Raw genomic sequence first — 17,629 nt, 5'->3', positions numbered from 1 at the left:
AGGGGCCTCTCTCCGCGAACTCAACTGACACTGACAACGCGGAGGCAGCCCCTCACCCCGACCCTCTCCCCGCGGAAGAGCGGGGAGAGGGAGGGCAAAGGCGCAACTCATCCTAGCGCATGCGGGCGATGTAGTATGCGAGATCGGCGATCTGCGCTGCCGCGATCGGCGCCATCACATCGGCCATGCTGGCATCATAGCCGTGGCGGCTGTTGTCCTTGTACTCGGCAAGGGTCTTGGCGAGATAGTCCTCGCGCTGGTTGGCGATGCGCGGGACGTTCTCCTTGCCCGACAAATCAGGGTTGTGGCAGGCGTCGCAGCGGTGCTGCTGCACCAGCGCCTGGCCGCGCTGCATCCGCGCCGGATCGCCATTTTCCGCTGGCGGCGCCGGCTTTGGTATGTTGGCGATAAAGTCCGAGAAGAGGCGAAGGTCGTCGTCGGTCAGCGGCTTTGCCATCTCGTTCATCGGCTCGGAGACGCGCAGCTTCTCGCGGAACATGAAGAGCTGGATTAGCGTGTAAGGCGCCTGTTGGCCACCCAACGAAGGCGTGTTCTCGGTTTCCGACTGCCCCTTTTCGCCGTGGCAGGCGAGACACGGCGCGATGCGTTGTTCGATGGTTTCGGCGTTTGCTGCGGCTGCGATCAAAGCAAACGCCAGCATCGTCATTGTTTTACGCATCGGCCTACTCCGAACACTGCCGTCATTGCGAGGAGCGCAGCGACGAAGCAATCCATCTATCCCCGCGTTGAGGAATGGATTGCTTCGCTTCGCTCGCAATGACGGTTGTTGCTGAGTTACGACTTGCCCGCCATCTTCTGCTTGCCGTAGGTGATGCGGTAGACGGCGCCGTTCCAGTCGTCGGAGACCAGCAGCGAGCCGTCCTTCATCTGCAGCACGTCGACCGGGCGGCCGATATACTTGTTGTCTTCCAGGAAGCCGGTGAGGAACGGCTCCATCGACTTCATCGTGCCGTCCTTGTTCAGCTTGGCGATGACGACGTCGCCGCCAACTTTCTTCGTCCTGTTCCAGGAGCCGTGCCGGGCGATGATGGCCGCGTTCTTATAGGCTTTCGGGAACATGTTGCCGGTGTAGAAGCGCATGCCGAGCGCGGCCGCATGCGGACCCAAAAGACCAACCGGCGCCGTGTATTCGCTGCAGGACTTACCCCAGCCGAATTCGGGGTCGGTGATGTTGCCCTGCAGGCAGAACGGCGCGCCGAAATGTTCGCCGACCTTGGTGATGCGGTTCAGCTCTTCCTCGGGCACGTCTTCCGACATCCAGTCGCGGCCATTGTCGGTGAAGTAGAGCTGCTTGGTCTCCGGATGCCAGTCGAAACCGACGGTGTTGCGGACACCCCGCGCGATCACTTCCGCGCCCGAGCCGTCGAGATTCATCCGGTGGATCAGGCCATGCTCGTCGTCATTGAGCACATTGTTGCCGGGCTGGCCGACCGGAACGTAGAGCTTGTTGTCGGGACCGATCGCGATGAACTTCCAGCCATGGGCCTCATCCTTCGGCAGCTTGTCGAAGATCACGGTCGGCTTCGGCGGGTCATCCAGATTGTCTTCGACCTTCTCGATCTTGGAGATCTTGGACAGTTCAGCGATGTAGAGCGTGCCGTCCTTGAAGGCGACGCCGTTCGGCCGGTACAGGCCGGAGGCCAGAACCTTGACCTCCCGTTTGCCGTCCTTGTTGACGATGGCGTAGACCTTGTCGACCAGGCGGCTGCCGACGAACACGGTCCCCTTGTCGCCGAGCGCGAGCGAGCGGGCGTTCGTCATGCCGGCGGCATAGACCTCGATGTTGAAGCCGGCCGGCACCTTGAGCTTCGCCGTCGGCAATTTGTCCGGGGCTGCCGCAATCGGCGGCGGCGCGTTCGGTGCAAGCTTGGCGGCGGCATCGTTGCCTGCAGGACGTCCGATCAACGGCGACCCCGGTGGAAGCGCGGGCGAGGCCGCCGTACCGGCGGGCGGCGGTGCGCCGGCAGCGGGCGGCGTGGCAGGCGGCTGGGCGGCATCCGGCGGCGTGGCGGGCTGCTGGGCAGCGGCGCCTAGCGTGAATGCACTCAAGAACGCGCCTGATAGCAACAGGCTGCGCGGCACCGACAAATAGCTCATCATGGGCGTTCTCCCTGGCGGAAGCCTTTCTCTTGGCGCGGGCTGATATGCAGGCTAATATACTGCCGCGCCGGAGGCTGTCCCGGCCGGCACTCTCCGATATTTACCTGCCGATGCGCAATCGGAAACATGCCGCTCGAAGTTGCACTGCGGAAACGGTACGTAAAGCTTTAACGCTTGTCGGCTCCGCGCGGTTTCAGTGCCTGGTGATCGGACCGCCGGGTGCGTCGAGAATCGCTTCGGCGAACGGAAACTCCAGCACGATCTCGCCGTCGTCGTCGGTGACTTCGATGGTGGCGCTGAGAAGCGCACCATCGGCGCCGTCGGTCTTGAGCAGCTCCCGGATCATGGCACGCGCCATTTCCCAGGCGCGGTCAGGATCCCTGAGCACTTCGCCATCAGGATCGGAAATCAGCTCGTCGCCGATACGGGTGTTGAAATAATATCGCGGCATCGGCGGAAACTTCACTCTTGTTGGGGTCCCACAATTGGAGACCGCGTTCCTCACAGGTCCAGCGGGCACGCAGCACCGCAAACCCAGCATCGTCATTCACAACGGCCCGAACAACCGGGAAACGCCTGATCCCACGTTGTTTTGACCAGGGATTCCCTGCACAGCTCCGTGAACCCTTTCGCAACGCAGCATAGCTCACTCAACTTTCCTGCAAAGATTTAACTGGCGAACTTTTTGATCCGCGCTACCTTAACTCCGAGGGCGGGAGTTCGTCCGGTAAACAAAAGGGAGGGCCAAAATGGCTTGGAAAGCGCCGAAAATCGCCGAAGTGCCGGTGGGCATGGAAATCAACATGTACATGTGCGCCGCCCGCAAGTAAGCGGTAGCGCAATTTCACTTCTCACGCAGGTGGACCGCCGGGCAGATACGTTCCCGAACGGGAAGACGTGTCGCAAAATCGGGGTCCACCGCGTGCTGTTTGTCCTCGGGGCTTAGCGCCCGGGTTTGTATCGCAGGTTTTTCGAGTTTCCAGGAGACGGATCATGCTTCGCGTCGTCGTCCTGGGCGCCGCGGCAGGCGGTGGCGTTCCGCAGTGGAACTGCGGATGTGCGGTGTGCCGAAAAGCACGAAGCGAAAATCAGGAATTGCAGAGTAGCCAGGCCTCGATCGCGGTCAGCGCCGACGGCGAGCACTGGTACCTCGTCAACGCCTCTCCCGACCTCCGTCAGCAGCTCATTGCCACGCCGCAGCTTCACCCCAGGGCAGGCCAGCTCAGGCACAGCCCCATCGCCGGCGTCATCCTGACCAATGGTGAAATCGATGCGGTCGCAGGGCTGTTGTCGATGCGCGAGGGTTCGCCCTTCACGCTCTACGCCCACGAGCGGGTCCTTGCGATTTTGCGATCCAACAGCATCTTTAACGTGCTGGGCGAAAACAACGTGAAGCGGCGGCCGATCGAGGTCGATAGGGCGTTCGAGCCGGCCCTGCCCGACGGCTCGCCATCCGGCATGGAAATCCTCGCCTTCGCGGTTCCCGGCAAGGGCGCGTGGTATCTCGAAGGCAAGGCGCATCCGACCGGCGGCGACAGCGCGGGCGACACGCTCGGACTTCGCATTCTGGACAAGGAAAGCGGCAGGTATTTTTACTTCCTGGCCGCCTGCGCGCGGGTGACCGACGATCTCAAATCGCGCCTGGCGGGCGCCGCGCTGGTCTTCTTCGACGGCACGGTGTGGCGCGACGACGAATTGATCGCAGCCGGCCTCGGCACCAAGACGGGACAGAGCATGGGCCACATTTCGATGTCGGGTGATCAGGGTGCGATCGCGAGCCTTGCCGGCCTCGACATCGGCCGCAAGGTGTTCTTCCATATCAACAACTCCAACCCTGCCCTGTTGCATGGCTCGGAAGAGCGAAAGGCACTGGAGCAGGCGGGCTGGCAGATTCCAGCCGATGGAACGGAGATCACGCTGTGAATGTCGTGCCTACCAGCGGAATGACCGCGCTATCGATCGGCAAGGGCATCACGCTCAACAATGCCGATGAGCTCGAAGCGATGCTCCGCCACATCGGTGCGACGCGCTATCACAATCTGCATCCGTTCCACCGGCTGCTGCACGGCGGCAAGCTCAACAAGGGACAGGTGCAGGCCTGGGCGCTGAACCGCTACTTTTACCAGAGCACGATCCCGCTGAAGGACGCGATGGTGATCTCGCGGTTCCGCGACCGCGGCACAAGGATCGAATGGCGGCACCGCATCGAGGATCACGACGGCGATATCGGCTCCGAAGGCGGTATCGAGCGCTGGCTGAAGCTGACCGAGGGCCTCGGGCTCGACAGCGCCTATGTGGAATCGACCGAAGGCATCCTGCCCGCGACACGGTTTGCGGTGGAAGCCTACGTGCATTTCTGCCGCGACAAGACGCCGTTGGAAGCCATCGCCTCCTCGCTCACGGAACTGTTCGCGCCGAACCTGCATGAGGAGCGCATCTCGGGGATGCTGCAGCACTATGATTTCGTCAATCCCGATATCATGAGCTATTTCAGCCGCCGTCTGACGCAGGCCCCGCGCGACGCGGGCTTCGCGCTGGAATACGTCAAGGCCAAGGCGAGGACGCCGGCGGAGCGCGAGGCGGTCTGCAACGCGCTGATCTTCAAGACTAATGTGCTATGGGTTCAGCTCGACGCGCTGTATCATGCCTATGTCGAGGGCCACATTCCGCCCGGTGCGTTCGTGCCCAAAGGAGACTAGCGATCGATGGCTTTGAGCCGCAACATCAGTGTCAGCGAGGCGAGCCGGCCGAAATTGCCGCGGCACGCCCGGCTGAAGTTCGATGAGACGCGGCAGGTCTGGGTGATCCTGGCGCCGGAGCGCGTGCTGGCGCCGGACGAGATCGCGGTCGAGGTGCTGCAGCTTTGCGACGGCGTGCGCAGCGTTGCCGACATGATCGACCAGCTTACCGTCAAGTACACAGCTCCCCGCGAGGCGATTGCCACCGACGTCATTGCGATGCTGCAGGACCTCGCCGACAAGGGTTTTCTGACCGAAGCGCGTGAGCAGACGTCATGAGCGACATTCTCGCCGATGGCAAAGCAGCCGGCACCGCGCCCAGCGACGGGCTCGCGGTTCTGGAATCGCAACGTTCGACCGCGGAAACGTTCGGCATTCCCCTCGCCGTGCTCGCCGAGCTGACGCACCGCTGCCCGCTGCAATGCCCCTATTGCTCGAACCCGATCGAACTCGACCGTGGTGGCAGCGAACTGACGACCGAAGAATGGAAGAAGGTCTTAAGCGAACTCGCCGAAATCGGCGTGCTGCAGATCCATTTCTCGGGCGGCGAGCCGACAGCGCGCAAGGACCTGGTGGAGCTGGTGCAGCATGCGACCGACGTCGGGCTGTACAGCAATCTCATTACATCAGCGGTGCTGCTGACAAAGGAAAAACTTTCCGCACTGGCCGATGCGGGGCTCTGCCATGTGCAGATCAGTTTCCAGGGCAACGAGCCCATGGTGGCCGATCGCGTCGCCGGACTGAAAAACGCGCATGAGAAAAAGATCGAAGCCGCGAAATGGACGCGCGAGCTCGACCTGCCGCTGACGGTGAACGCGGTCATGCACCGCCAGAACCTGCATCAGCTCCAGGATATCATCCAGATGGCGGTCGATCTCGACGCCGACCGGCTCGAGGTCGCCAACGTCCAGTATTACGGCTGGGCCTTGAAGAACCGCGCCGCCTTGATGCCGACGCTCGAGCAGATCGAGGAGTCCAGCCGCATTGTCGAGGAGGCCGCGACACGCCTGAAGGGCATTCTCGCCATCGACTATGTGGTGCCGGACTATTACGCGCTGCGGCCGAAGAAATGCATGGGCGGCTGGGGCCGGCAGTTCTTCAATATCTCCCCTGCCGGCAAGGTCCTGCCCTGCCATGCGGCGGAAAGCATCACCGGGCTCGAATTCGAATCCGTACGCTCCAATCATTCGATCGCCTGGATCTGGCAACATTCCGAGGCCTTCAACCGCTATCGCGGCACCGGCTGGATGAAGGAGCCGTGCAAGAGTTGCGAGTTCAGGGAAATCGATTTCGGCGGCTGCCGCTGCCAGGCCTTTGCGCTGACCGGCGATGCCGGCAATACCGATCCGGCCTGCACGCTGTCGCCGCGGCATGAGGAGATTTTCAAACAAGCCGAGCGTGAGGCCGCCGCGCACCAGGACCGCTTCCTCTACCGCAATTTCGCCGGCGGCACGCTGGAGACTGAAGGCGAGCATGGCGCCTGACGCCGACGCCGGCAAATCCATCAAACCCGCCGATCCGTTTGCGCCGCTGACGTCGGAGCAGTTCGCGGTCAGCGACGGTCACGATATCTACGTCGAAAGCGTCGGCCGGCCAGGCGGCGTTCCCGCGGTCTATCTGCATGGCGGACCCGGCAGCGGCTGCCAGCCGGACCATCGCCGATTGTTCGATCCCGAACGCTTCCATGCGGTGCTGTTCGACCAGCGCGGTGCGGGGCGCAGCCGCCCCAAGGGCGGCCGCGAAGCCAACACCCTGCCGCATCTGATCGCGGACATGGAAGCGATCCGCGAAAAATTCGGTTTCGAACGCTGGATGATCGTCGGCGGCTCCTGGGGAGCGACGCTCGCGCTGGCGTATGCAGAGGCCCATCCTAATCGCGTCACCGGCATCGTGCTGCGCGCCACTTTCCTCGGCACATCAGAGGAAATCGAAGACGGTTTTCTCAAGGTGTTGCCGCGATTTTATCCCGGTCTTTATGACGACTTCATGAGCGTGTTGCCGGAAGACGAACGCACACAACCGATCCAGGCCTATTTCCGCCGCATCCTCGACCCCAATCCTGACGTGCATATTCCCGCCGCGCGGGCCTGGGGCGAAACCGAACGTATCCTTTCCGAACACACGCCAAATCGCACACGCCTCGATCTGGCGACGCTCAATTCATCGAGAGGCCTGCCGACGACGCCGTTCATGGAAGCGCACTACTTCGCCAATGACTGCTTCATGCAGCCGAACCAGTTGTTGCGTGAAGCGGATAGCCTCACCGGCATCCCCGGCATCATCGTGCAGGGCCGCTATGACCTGCTGTGCCCGCCTGCGACCTCGCATGCGCTTGCTGCCGTGTGGCAGCAAGCCGAAATCCGTTTCGTCGAGGGCGCCGGCCATACGCTGTACGATCCCGGCGTCCGCGACGCCGTGATGAAGGCGATCGCGGACATGGCTTCCAGAACTGGCAAATAGGAAACAAGAAAATGCCGATGGCCGGAAAAGGCATGCTGCTGACGTCGATGAACATCGACGCCGCGCACGAAGCTGAATTCAATCGCTGGTACGACCGCGAACATCTCGAAGAGCGCGTGGCGATCGACGGTTTCCTCGAAGCCCGCCGCTATGTCGCGCATGACGGCAATCCGAAATATCTCAGCCTCTATTCCACCGAGACCTTCGAGGTGCTGGACAGCCCGGCCTATCGCGCCGCGCTGGCGAACCAGACGGCGTGGTCGATGGCCAACATTGCGCGCTTCCAGAACATGATCCGGGCGGTTGCGCGCATCACGGTCAGCCGCGGCACCGGACGCGGCGCAGCGCTCGGCATCGTCAGGCTGCGTCCCTCGCCCGGCGGCGAGGACAAATTGCGCGCCGCACTCGCCGAGCAACTCGATCCCGCGCAGCTCGACGGCATCATCTCCCTGCATTTGATCGAGAGTGACCCGGCGCTGTCAAAGCCGATCACCGACGATCCTTCCGCGCCCAATCCCGGCGCCGGCGACTGGTTCGTCCTGATCGATGCTACCGATACCGGCGCGTTGCCCGCGGCAATGCTGCGCTTCAGCGGCAATATCGCATTGAAGCCGCTGACGATCTCGAGCGGGATCTACCGCTTGTTGTGGGATCTTTCGAAGAGCGATATCGGCTAAACACTTTCGCTGCTACCGATTGGCGCGGAGAGCTTGGGCGGCCATCCGAACCGGCTGGCGCGGCACGACAGGAATCCCTGATACAGCGCTGTGCTGGCCGTTCCAAATGGCATGCGTCGAATACGCCGCCGGTAAGCGACCACCAATGAAGGCGCTGTTAACGCAATGTCGTGTAAACCGATGGCCCGGATTTACCCTCTGGCAAAAGCTGCTCGGTTCGAAGCGGGCCCGGCCAGTGCCTGCGCGACGCGGCTTCGATTCTTCTTCTCCTAATGGTCGAAGGCCCTGATAAGGCGGGTGAGAACTTCCGCTGAAGTCTCTCACATCGCTTTCAATTACGTTGCTGATGTTCTCTCTCAGATGTGTGATGACCGCCTGGAAGGGCTCCTTCATCTTCCGGGTGCGGGGCGACTAATCGGCTGAGGATGCGCTTGGTGACCTTGCGGGTTCCCGGTATCTTCAGCCGACAATGGAGTTGAGATGCATGGCGGAAAAGTCCGCGCGCAGTATCGCCGAGATTTTCGCCGCCTTCCTCAAGCTCGGCCTCACATCGTTCGGCGGGCCGATCGCGCATCTCGGTTACTTCAGGGCAGAATTCGTCGAGCGGCGGAAATGGCTCAGCGAAAGCAGCTACGCCGACGTCGTTGCGCTCTGCCAGTTCCTGCCGGGACCGGCTTCCAGCCAGGTGGGTTTCACGCTCGGCATCCTGCACGGCAACGGCCTGATTGGCGGATTGGCGGCGTGGTTCGCCTTCACCATGCCCTCCGCCCTCATCATGTTCGCCTTCGCGCTCGGCGCAACCGCCCTCACCGGCCCCTTCGCCGAGGGTATCCTTCACGGCCTGAAGCTGGTCGCGGTTGCCGTGGTCGCGCAAGCGATCTGGGGCATGGCAAACAGCCTGACGCCGGATCGAGCACGGGCTGCGATCGCGCTTGCGGCGGTTGCGATCGTGGTTTTCGTCGGCGGATCGTTCGGGCAGATCGGCGCCATCGCGCTTGGGGCGGTGGCCGGGCTTTGGCTGTGCCGCGGCGACGGGCCGGCGCTGACCGGCCAACTCGGATTCTCGGTTTCGCCTCGCGTTGGCGTAATCGCACTCGTGCTTTTCGCAGTGCTGTTCCTGGTCACGCCACTGGTGGCCGTAAGGACCGGCTCGCAGGGCCTTGCCCTGTTCGACGCGTTTTATCGTTCCGGCTCCCTCGTGTTCGGCGGCGGCCATGTCGTGCTGCCGCTGTTGCAGGCAGAAGTCGTGACGCCGGGCTGGGTCAGCAATGCTGATTTCCTCGCCGGCTACGGCATGGCGCAAGCCGTGCCTGGACCGCTATTCACCTTTGCGGCCTATCTCGGCGCTGTCACGGGCCCCGCTCCCAATGGCCTCGCCGGCGCGGTGATTGCGCTCGTCGCGTTGTCTCTGCCGGGCCTATTGCTGGTCTATGGCATGCTGCCGTTCTGGGACGCGCTACGTCTGCGCCCCATGGCGCAAGCCGCCATGCGCGGCACCAATGCGGCCGTCGTCGGCATACTTGGGGCGGCGCTGTACAACCCGGTATGGACCAGCGCCGTGTTCACGCCGCGCGATTTCGCCGTGGCGCTCGCCGGCTTCCTGCTGCTCACGGTTTGGAAACTGCCGCCATGGATCGTCGTCGTCCTGCTGGGGACGACCGGCGCAATTCTGCGGCTGATCTGAGCACATCAACTCACCTTGCGTACATTTCTCCGCGCGATGCGCTCGAACGCATCGCGTTTGCAGGCGGAACCGCTCAACCAAGCTGCACTGCACATGCTGCACCGCCACATTAACGCTACGACGCTAAGTCCAAGCTCCCATGCAGTGAAAGCTGGTGATCCCGCAAAATTGGCTTGTGTGCCGCGTCTGGAATGGCTCTAATAAGATAAGCCTATGATCCAATTCAAAAACCACAAGAACGCTCGTTAAGCGTTCGCAGGCAAAATAAGGCCGCGTTTCCTAAGCTTGCGCGGACAAGGTAGGAATGAAACCGACTGATATCTCGGCGCCAGACTACTTTCACAAAGTGGTCGATTGCCAATGGGCCTGCCCCGCACATACGCCAGTTCCCGAGTACATCCGACTGATTGCCGAGGGGCGTTACAGCGACGCCTACATGATCAATTGGAAATCGAACGTGTTTCCCGGAATCCTGGGACGCACCTGCGACCGTCCGTGCGAACCGGCGTGCCGCCGCGGCCGCGTCGAGGAAAACCCGGTTGCGATCTGCCGCCTGAAGCGCGTTGCCGCCGACTTCAAGGACGACGTTAAGCACCGGATGCCGAAGCCGCTTGCGAAGAACGGCAAGCGCATCGCGCTGGTCGGCGGCGGTCCCGCCTCGCTGACGGTGGCGCGCGACCTCGCACCGCTCGGCTATCACTGCACCGTGTTCGATGCCGATCCCAAGGCGGGCGGCATGATGCGGAGCCAGATTCCCAAGTTCCGCCTGCCGGACACCGTCATCGACGAGGAGACCGATTACATCCTCAACCTCGGCGTCGAGTTCAAGGGCGGGCATCGCATCGACAGCCTGAAAAAGCTGCTCAACGAAAATTACGACGCGATCTTCATCGGCTCCGGCGCACCGCGCGGCCGCGAACTCGACATCCCCGGCCGCAAGGAAGCAGCCAGCAACATCCATATCGGCATCGAATGGCTGGCATCCGTCTCATTCGGCCATGTCGAGAAGATCGGCCGCCGCGTCATCGTGCTCGGCGGCGGCAACACGGCGATGGATTGCTGCCGCACCGCGCGCCGCCTCGGCGGCCAAGATGTGAAAGTGATCGTGCGTTCCGGCTTCGAGGAAATGAAAGCGAGCCCCTGGGAAAAGGAAGACGCCCTTCACGAGGATATTCCGATCCTCAATTACATGGTGCCGGTGGCATTCAAGCATGTCGGCGGCAAGCTCATCGGCGTCACCTTCCAGAAGGTGAAGGCCGAATACGACGCCAACGGCCGTCGCAATCTGGTGCCCTCGGGCGAACCCGACCAGACCATCCCCTGCGACGACGTGCTGGTCGCGGTCGGCCAGGAGAACGCGTTCCCGTGGATCGAGCGTGACTGCGGCATCGAGTTCGACAAGTGGAACATGCCGCAGGTCGATACGAAAACCTTTGTCTCGACCAATCCAAAAGTGTTCTTCGGCGGCGACGCGGCGTTCGGCCCGAAGAACATCATCTGGGCGGTGGCGCACGGCCACGACGCTGCGCTGTCGATCCACAAGATGATCTCGGGCGAAGACATCACCGAGCGCCCGCTGCCCGAAGTGCAAGTCTTTTCGCAGAAGATGGGCATCCACGAGTGGAGCTACGACAACGACATCTCCGGCGACAAGCGTTACAAGGTGCCGCATCGCGACAAGGTGATCGCGCTGAAGGACATCAAGGCCGAGGTCGAGCTCGGCTATGACGTCAAGCTCGCGCTCGGCGAGGCGCAGCGCTGCCTGAACTGCGACGTGCAGACCGTGTTCTCGGCGCCTGCCTGCATCGAATGCGACGCCTGCGTCGACATCTGCCCGATGGACTGCATCACGTTCACAGAGAATGGCGAGGAAGAGGACCTCAGGCAGAGGCTGAAGGCGCCCTCGCCGCGCCCCGACCAGGCGCTCTATGTTGCCGAGGGCCTCAAGACCGGCCGTGTCATGGTGAAGGACGAGGACGTCTGCCTGCACTGCGGGCTGTGCGCCGAGCGTTGTCCGACCGGCGCCTGGGACATGCAAAAGTACCTCATCGATATGACTTACGCGGGATCAACATGCCAGTCCAAAGCCCGATCAGCAGCGTAAACGACTTCGTCGTCCGCTTCGCCAACGTCAACGGCTCGGGTTCGGCCAGCGCCAACGAACTGTTCGCGCGCTCGATCCTGCGCCACGGCGTGCCGGTGTCACCGCGCAACATCTTCCCCTCCAACATCCAGGGCCTTCCGACCTGGTACGAGGTGCGGGTGACGGAAGAAGGCCATCTCGGCGCCCGCGGCGGCGTCGACTTGATGGTGGCGATGAATCCCCAGACCTGGGACAAGGACGTCGCCTCGATCGAGCCCGGCGGCTATCTGTTCTATGATTCGACCAAGCCGATGCCGACGTCGAAATTTCGCGCCGACATCACGGTAATCGGCGTGCCGCTGACCGCGATCACCAACTCGACCTACACCGATCCGCGCCAGCGCCAGTTGTTCAAGAACATCATCTATCTCGGCGCGCTCTGCGCCCTGCTCGACCTCGATCCCAAGCTGGTCGAGCAGCTCATCGGCGAGCAGTACAAGGGCAAGGAAAAGCTTCTGTCGTCGAACGTCCACGCGCTGCATCTCGGCCGCGACTGGGCGCTGCAGAACCTGAAATGCCCGATCGGTCTTCGGGTGAAGAAATCCGACAAGGTCGGCGACCGCATCTTCATGGAAGGCAACAGCGCGGCTGCGCTCGGTGCCGTCTATGGCGGCGCCACCGTCTGCGCCTGGTATCCGATCACCCCGTCGTCGTCGGTGGCGGAAGCCTTCACAAGCCACTGCAAGAAGCTGCGGCACGACCCCGAGACCGGCAAGGCGAGATACGCGATCGTGCAAGGCGAAGATGAGCTTGCATCCATCGGCATTGTGATCGGCGCTTCCTGGAATGGCGCGCGGGCCTTCACCGCAACCTCCGGTCCCGGCATTTCGCTGATGACAGAGTTCATCGGACTGTCCTATTTCGCGGAAATTCCGGCCGTGATCATGAACATTCAGCGCGCCGGCCCCTCGACCGGCATGCCGACGCGCACCCAGCAATGCGATATCATCGCCTGCGCCTATGCTTCGCATGGCGACACCAAGCACATCCTGCTGTTCCCGGAAGATCCGGCCGAAGCGTTCGAGTTCGCGGCGCAGTCGTTCGACCTCGCCGATCGGCTGCAGACCATGATCTTCCTGATGCTCGACCTCGATATCGGCATGAACCACCGCCTCTGCCGCCCGCTGAAGTGGGACGACGCCCGGCAATACGACCGCGGCAAGGTAATGACCGCCCAAATGCTCGACGAACCCGGCCGCGATTTCGGCCGCTATCTCGATGTCGACGGCGACGGCATTCCCTATCGCACCTATCCGGGCACGCACCCGACCAAGGGCTCGTTCTTCACCCGCGGGACCTCGCGCGACCGTTACGCGCGCTATTCGGAAGAAGGCGCCATCTACGCCGACAACATGCAGCGGCTGGTGCGCAAGTTCGAGACGGCGCAGGACATGGTGCCGCGTCCTTTGCAGGCCAACGCCGCCAAGCCGACCAAATACGGCGTGATCTATTTCGGCTCAACCGCGCCGGCGATGGACGAGGCGATCGGCTTGCTGGAAGCGCGCGGGCATCAGCTAGATCGCCTGCGCATCCGCGCCTTCCCGTTCCACTCAAGCGTGGCGAGCTTCATCGCCGACCATGATTTCGTTTACGTGGTCGAGCAGAACCGCGACGGCCAGCTACGCCAGTTGATCGTCAACGAGAACGGTATCGATCCGGTCCGGCTGGTGCCGATCCTGCATTATGACGGCACCCCGATCACCGCCCGCTTCATTGCCAACGCCATCGGCGACCACCAGGACCATCTCAAGGTGACCCCTCTCCGCAAGGCCGTGTCATGACCTACATTGCAAAGCCAAAATTCCATCATCCCGGCCTGCCGAAGAACGAGCTCGGCTACACCCACCGGGACTACGAGGGGAAAATCTCGACCCTGTGCGCCGGCTGCGGCCACGACTCGATCACCGCTTCCATCATCGAAGCCTGCTACGAGCTCTCGATCGAGCCGCATCGCGTCGCCAAAATATCCGGCATCGGCTGCTCCTCGAAGACGCCGGACTATTTCCTCGGCAATTCGCACGGCTTCAACTCGGTGCACGGCCGCATGCCGTCGGTGCTGACCGGCGCCAACCTCGCCAATCGCGACCTGATCTATCTCGGCGTCTCCGGCGACGGCGATAGTGCCTCGATCGGCTTCGGCCAGTTCGCGCACTCGATCCGGCGCGGCGTCAACATGACCTACATCGTCGAGAACAACGGCGTGTACGGCCTGACCAAGGGCCAGTTCTCGGCCACCGCCGACCGCGGCTCGAAGTCCAAGAAGGGCGTGACGAACACCGACAACGCCATCGACCTGGTGGCGATCGCGCTGCAGCTCGGCGCCAGCTTCGTGGCGCGCAGCTTCTCCGGCGACAAGACCCAGCTGGTGCCGTTGATCGCCGCCGCCATCCGGCACAAGGGCGCGGCGTTCATCGACGTCGTCAGCCCCTGCATCGCCTTCAACAACCACGCCGGCTCGACCAAGAGTTTCGATTATGTCCGTGAGCATAACGATGCGGTGAACCGCCTCGACGTTCTCACCGGCCGCGACCCGATCACAGTCGATTACGCGCCGGGCACCGTGCAGATGGTCGAGCAGCATGACGGCACGCGGCTGGCGCTGCGCAAGATCGACGCCGACTATGACGCCAATGACCGACTGGCGGCGATGACCTTCCTGCAGAAGCATGCCGCCAAGGGCCAGGTGGTCACCGGGCTGCTTTATGTCGACCCGGATGCGGAGGACCTGCACGCCCATCTCGACACTGTCGAGACGCCGCTCAATTCGCTGGAAGCCAAGGATCTGTGCCCCGGCACGGCGGCGCTGGAAAAGATCAACGCCAGCTTGCGGTAGCCAGGCCGCGTTTAAGCTGCTCAAATCCTCATCCTGAGGAGCCCGCAGAGCGGGCGTCTCGAAGGATGTAGGCCACAGGTGGGGCCTCATGGTTCGAGACGCGCTTTGCGCTCCTCACCATGAGGGGTTAATTACGCGGTAAACTTGGTTACGCCGCCGCGGCGATGTTCCGCGGGTTTGCAACGTACTCCTTCAAGACCTTGTCGGACCCATCGACCTCGACGAGCGACACGTCGTAGCTCCAGAGGTCGGCAAGGTGCTGCACCACGCGCTTGGTGTCGGCTTCGCTGAGCTGGGCGCCCTTTACCACGGTATGGCGCAACATCAGGCGACGATCGCCGGCAAGGTCGACATCGACGACTTCGATGTTCGCGTCGATGAAGCCGACATCGTACTGCCGCGACAGTTCGCGCCGCAGCCGGCGGTAGCCGCGCTCGTCGTGGATCGCGTCGACCCGGATGCCGGCCCGCTCCTCCGGATCGTCATGCAGGTGGAACAGGCGGAAGTGCCGCATCAGCCGCGGGCTCATGAACTGGCTGATGAAGCTTTCATCGCGATAATTGGCCCAGATGTCGCGCAACACGCCCATCGTATCGCCGGTCCCGGCGATATCCGGGAACCACTCGCGATCCTCGGCTTCGGGATTGGTGACGATGCGCTCGATGTCCTGCATCATCGCAAATCCCAGCGCATACGGGTTGAAGCCGGAATAGCGCGGGTCGTCGAACTCGGGCTGGAACACGACGTTGGTGTGCGACTGCAGGAATTCGAGGAAATTGCCGTCGGTCAGCCGCCCCTGCTGGTGCAGCCGGTTCAGGATGCGGTAGTGAACGTAGGTCGCCGTGCCCTCGTTCATCACCTTGGTCTGGCTCTGCGGATAGAAATATTGCGCGATGTGCCGCACGATCCGCAGTATCTCGCGTTGCCAGGGCTTCAGCCGCGGCGCCGTCTTCTCGAGAAAATACAGCAGGTTTTCCTGCGGCAGACCGAGCATCTGGCGGCGGCGCTCGACGTCCAGTACCGCGCCGCTCTTCGCCGGACCGGTCGGAACGGTGCGCCACAAATCGTTGAATGCGCTCTCCTCGTGGGCACGGCGCCTGCCCGCCCGCTTTTCCTCGGCGCGAAGATCGAGACTCTTCTTGCCGGGATAGCGATCGATGCCGTGCGACATCAAGGCATGCGCGGCGTCGAGCGTGTGCTCGACCGCCAGCCGGCCGTGGCGTTCCTCGCAATGCGCCACGTAGCGCTTGGCGAATTCGAGATAATCGAGAATGCCGTCGGCATCCGTCCATTGCTTGAACAGATAGTTGTTCTTGAAGAAATGGTTATGACCGAACGCGGCATGCGCGATGACGAGCGTCTGCATCGTCGCCGTATTCTCTTCCATCAGGTAGGAAATGCACGGCGACGAATTGATGACGATCTCGTAGGCCAGCCCCATCAGCCCCTTGCGATAGGACGCCTCCTGGAAGGCAAAGTGCTTGCCGAACGACCAATGCTTGTAGAACAGCGGCATGCCGACCGACGAATAAGCGTCCAGCATCTGCTCGGCGGTAATAACCTCGATCTGGTTGGGATAGACGTCGAGCTTCAATTCGTCCCGCGCAACCTGCTCGCAGGCGTCGCAGACCCGCTGCAGCGTCCGGAAGTCCCAATCGGCCCCCTGAAACAGCAATTCGCCGGTCTCGGTCATGGCGCGGTCCTCTCCTGCGGACCCCGACGCTGGAACAGGTCGTGAAACACCGGGAAGATCTCGCTGCGTTCGTTGACCTTGCGCATCGATAGCGGCGCGCCGCTCGCGCGCAGGCCCTCGTAAAGGGTCCAGAGCGCTGAATTGGGCATCTCGTAGCTCAAGCCGTTTTCCTGGCCGACTTCCAGATAGGCAAAAAATTGGGTGACCGGCAGGATCATGTCGGTCAGCAGCCGGCCCGTGACCTCGCCGTCCGCGTAGGAATTGTCGCCGTCGGACGCCTGCGCGGCATAGATGTTCCAGTCCGCCGGCCGGAACCGCGACCGCACGATGTCGTGCATCGCCTGCAACGCGCTCGACACCAGCGTGCCGCCGGAAGCCGGTCCGTAAAAGAACGTCTGCTCGTCGACCTCTTCGGCCCGGTCGGTATGCCGGATGAAAACGATCTCGACGTGGCGATACCGCCGCTTCAGGAATACGTAGAGCAGCATATAGAAGCGCTTGGCGAGATCCTTCATATGCTCGGTCATCGAGCCGGAGACGTCCATCAGGCAAAACATGACGGCCTGCGCCACGGGCTTCGGCACCGTCTCGAAACGCCGGTAGCGGATGTCGATCGGATCGATGAACGGGATGCGGCGCATCTTTGTCTTCAGAGCCTCGATCTCGGCCATGAGCTCGGCGCGGCGCGCCTCGTCGCTGCAATCCTCAAGCTCCGCCTCGAGGGCCGCCAGCACCTCCGGCCTCGGCCGCCGCAGGGCGACGCGCCGCGCCAGGGCGCGACTTACGGTTCGGCTGACGGAAATGTTGGCGGGCGAGCCGGATGTCGTGTAACCCGCCCGGCGAATGCCCTCGCTTTCGACCTCGGCCAATTTTCGCTTGGCGAGATCGGGCAATTCCAAATCGTCCAGGAACAGGTCGACAAACTCGTCACGGCTGAGAACGAAGCGGAACGTATCTTCGCTGTCGCCCTCGCCCGCGTTCCGCCCTCCCTTGCCACCGCCCTGGTTCGGTCGCGGAAGGATGTCGCCTTCGACGAACTTCTTGTTTCCAGGCAGCACCATGTCGCGCGTGCCGCCTTCGCGGCGAAAGCGCGGCTCGTCCATGCCATCGATGGGCACGCTGACCACGCCGCCTTCCAGGACATCCTTGATGTCCCGGTCCTGCGACGATTTCTTCACAGCCCCCTGAACCAGCGCCTTGGCCCGGCGCAGAAAGCGCTGCCGATTCTCGAGACTCTTGCTACCCGGATTCAGGCGCCGGTCGACAATGTGAATGGCCAC

At 62.6% G+C, this 17,629-nt stretch carries 16 protein-coding genes; 11 read left to right on the top strand and 5 right to left on the bottom strand.

Annotation, left to right across the window (positions count from 1 at the left end; translation table 11 throughout):
* Positions 1-112: 112 nt before the first annotated feature.
* From GWE18_RS28070 to GWE18_RS28060, 3 genes are all read right to left on the bottom strand, one after another.
* Positions 113-679 carry a c-type cytochrome gene (locus GWE18_RS28070; RefSeq protein ID WP_275188932.1) on the bottom strand — a complete coding sequence of 189 codons (567 nt, stop codon included), beginning with the start codon at positions 677-679 and terminating at the stop codon, positions 113-115.
* A gap of 116 nt (positions 680-795) precedes the next feature.
* On the bottom strand, positions 796-2,121 hold the full coding sequence (locus GWE18_RS28065) for a PQQ-dependent sugar dehydrogenase (RefSeq protein ID WP_275188931.1): 1,326 nt from the start codon (positions 2,119-2,121) through the stop codon (positions 796-798).
* Between the two features lie 193 nt (positions 2,122-2,314).
* Entirely contained in the window at positions 2,315-2,572 is a 258-nt protein-coding gene (locus tag GWE18_RS28060) for a hypothetical protein (RefSeq protein WP_028347078.1), read from the bottom strand.
* A 298-nt stretch (positions 2,573-2,870) separates the two neighbouring features.
* On the opposite strand from GWE18_RS28060, the gene pqqA reads away from it, so the two are divergent.
* The 11 genes from pqqA (at position 2,871) to GWE18_RS28005 (ending at position 14,656) form a co-directional block, all read left to right on the top strand.
* Positions 2,871-2,951, top strand: a complete 81-nt coding sequence (pqqA, locus tag GWE18_RS28055; protein WP_275188992.1) for a pyrroloquinoline quinone precursor peptide PqqA — start codon at positions 2,871-2,873, stop codon at positions 2,949-2,951.
* 163 nt (positions 2,952-3,114) lie between these two features.
* Entirely contained in the window at positions 3,115-4,044 is a 930-nt protein-coding gene (pqqB, locus tag GWE18_RS28050) for a pyrroloquinoline quinone biosynthesis protein PqqB (protein ID WP_275188930.1), read from the top strand.
* A gap of 20 nt (positions 4,045-4,064) precedes the next feature.
* Positions 4,065-4,820: a pyrroloquinoline-quinone synthase PqqC gene (gene pqqC, locus GWE18_RS28045; RefSeq protein ID WP_275188991.1), complete on the top strand. Its 756-nt coding sequence runs from the start codon at positions 4,065-4,067 to the stop codon at positions 4,818-4,820.
* A gap of 6 nt (positions 4,821-4,826) precedes the next feature.
* On the top strand, positions 4,827-5,138 hold the full coding sequence (gene pqqD, locus GWE18_RS28040; protein ID WP_275188928.1) for a pyrroloquinoline quinone biosynthesis peptide chaperone PqqD: 312 nt from the start codon (positions 4,827-4,829) through the stop codon (positions 5,136-5,138).
* Positions 5,135-6,343 (top strand): pyrroloquinoline quinone biosynthesis protein PqqE, encoded by a 1,209-nt coding sequence (pqqE, locus tag GWE18_RS28035; RefSeq protein WP_275188927.1) that lies wholly within the window; start codon positions 5,135-5,137, stop codon positions 6,341-6,343. The genes pqqD and pqqE overlap by 4 nt, the downstream gene beginning before the upstream one ends.
* The gene (gene pip, locus GWE18_RS28030) at positions 6,333-7,319 is read left to right on the top strand and encodes a prolyl aminopeptidase (protein WP_275188926.1); all 987 of its coding nucleotides are present in this window, start codon (positions 6,333-6,335) and stop codon (positions 7,317-7,319) included. Before pqqE ends, pip begins: the two co-directional genes overlap by 11 nt.
* Positions 7,320-7,330: 11 nt before the next feature.
* Complete coding sequence (locus tag GWE18_RS28025; RefSeq protein ID WP_275188925.1) at positions 7,331-7,996, top strand: DUF4286 family protein; 666 nt, start codon at positions 7,331-7,333, stop codon at positions 7,994-7,996.
* A gap of 484 nt (positions 7,997-8,480) precedes the next feature.
* Complete coding sequence (gene chrA / locus GWE18_RS28020; RefSeq protein WP_275188924.1) at positions 8,481-9,680, top strand: chromate efflux transporter; 1,200 nt, start codon at positions 8,481-8,483, stop codon at positions 9,678-9,680.
* Between the two features lie 304 nt (positions 9,681-9,984).
* A complete protein-coding gene (locus GWE18_RS28015) occupies positions 9,985-11,784 on the top strand; it encodes an FAD-dependent oxidoreductase (RefSeq protein WP_275188922.1) in 1,800 nt (599 codons plus the stop codon).
* On the top strand, positions 11,754-13,604 hold the full coding sequence (locus GWE18_RS28010) for a 2-oxoacid:acceptor oxidoreductase subunit alpha (protein WP_275188921.1): 1,851 nt from the start codon (positions 11,754-11,756) through the stop codon (positions 13,602-13,604). The genes GWE18_RS28015 and GWE18_RS28010 overlap by 31 nt, the downstream gene beginning before the upstream one ends.
* A complete protein-coding gene (locus GWE18_RS28005; RefSeq protein ID WP_275188920.1) occupies positions 13,601-14,656 on the top strand; it encodes a 2-oxoacid:ferredoxin oxidoreductase subunit beta in 1,056 nt (351 codons plus the stop codon). The genes GWE18_RS28010 and GWE18_RS28005 overlap by 4 nt, the downstream gene beginning before the upstream one ends.
* Positions 14,657-14,804: 148 nt before the next feature.
* On the opposite strand, the gene GWE18_RS28000 is transcribed toward GWE18_RS28005, so the two are convergent.
* Together GWE18_RS28000 and GWE18_RS27995 are read right to left on the bottom strand one after the other, a co-directional pair.
* Positions 14,805-16,349 carry a SpoVR family protein gene (locus GWE18_RS28000; RefSeq protein WP_275188919.1) on the bottom strand — a complete coding sequence of 515 codons (1,545 nt, stop codon included), beginning with the start codon at positions 16,347-16,349 and terminating at the stop codon, positions 14,805-14,807.
* Positions 16,346-17,623 carry a YeaH/YhbH family protein gene (locus tag GWE18_RS27995; protein WP_275188990.1) on the bottom strand — a complete coding sequence of 426 codons (1,278 nt, stop codon included), beginning with the start codon at positions 17,621-17,623 and terminating at the stop codon, positions 16,346-16,348. Before GWE18_RS27995 ends, GWE18_RS28000 begins: the two co-directional genes overlap by 4 nt.
* Between the last annotated feature and the right edge of the window lie 6 nt (positions 17,624-17,629).

The sequence above is a fragment of the Bradyrhizobium sp. CSA112 genome (assembly GCF_029051645.1).
Classification (GTDB): Bacteria; Pseudomonadota; Alphaproteobacteria; order Rhizobiales; family Xanthobacteraceae; genus Bradyrhizobium.
This window is presented reverse-complemented; position numbering and strand designations above follow the sequence as displayed.

Bases quoted from the DNA above. Each gene is read 5' to 3' on its own strand.
- pqqE (WP_275188927.1), top strand. From the start codon at position 5,135: ATGAGCGACATTCTCGCCGATGGCAAAGCAGCCGGCACCGCGCCCAGC.
- GWE18_RS28015 (WP_275188922.1), top strand. From the start codon at position 9,985: ATGAAACCGACTGATATCTCGGCGCCAGACTACTTTCACAAAGTGGTC.
- GWE18_RS28060 (WP_028347078.1), bottom strand. From the start codon at position 2,572: ATGCCGCGATATTATTTCAACACCCGTATCGGCGACGAGCTGATTTCC.
- GWE18_RS28070 (WP_275188932.1), bottom strand. From the start codon at position 679: ATGCGTAAAACAATGACGATGCTGGCGTTTGCTTTGATCGCAGCCGCA.
- GWE18_RS28000 (WP_275188919.1), bottom strand. From the start codon at position 16,349: ATGACCGAGACCGGCGAATTGCTGTTTCAGGGGGCCGATTGGGACTTC.
- GWE18_RS28065 (WP_275188931.1), bottom strand. From the start codon at position 2,121: ATGATGAGCTATTTGTCGGTGCCGCGCAGCCTGTTGCTATCAGGCGCG.
- pqqC (WP_275188991.1), top strand. From the start codon at position 4,065: ATGACCGCGCTATCGATCGGCAAGGGCATCACGCTCAACAATGCCGAT.
- pqqA (WP_275188992.1), top strand. From the start codon at position 2,871: ATGGCTTGGAAAGCGCCGAAAATCGCCGAAGTGCCGGTGGGCATGGAA.
- pqqD (WP_275188928.1), top strand. From the start codon at position 4,827: ATGGCTTTGAGCCGCAACATCAGTGTCAGCGAGGCGAGCCGGCCGAAA.
- GWE18_RS28010 (WP_275188921.1), top strand. From the start codon at position 11,754: ATGCCAGTCCAAAGCCCGATCAGCAGCGTAAACGACTTCGTCGTCCGC.
- GWE18_RS28005 (WP_275188920.1), top strand. From the start codon at position 13,601: ATGACCTACATTGCAAAGCCAAAATTCCATCATCCCGGCCTGCCGAAG.
- GWE18_RS28025 (WP_275188925.1), top strand. From the start codon at position 7,331: ATGCCGATGGCCGGAAAAGGCATGCTGCTGACGTCGATGAACATCGAC.
- pqqB (WP_275188930.1), top strand. From the start codon at position 3,115: ATGCTTCGCGTCGTCGTCCTGGGCGCCGCGGCAGGCGGTGGCGTTCCG.
- chrA (WP_275188924.1), top strand. From the start codon at position 8,481: ATGGCGGAAAAGTCCGCGCGCAGTATCGCCGAGATTTTCGCCGCCTTC.
- pip (WP_275188926.1), top strand. From the start codon at position 6,333: ATGGCGCCTGACGCCGACGCCGGCAAATCCATCAAACCCGCCGATCCG.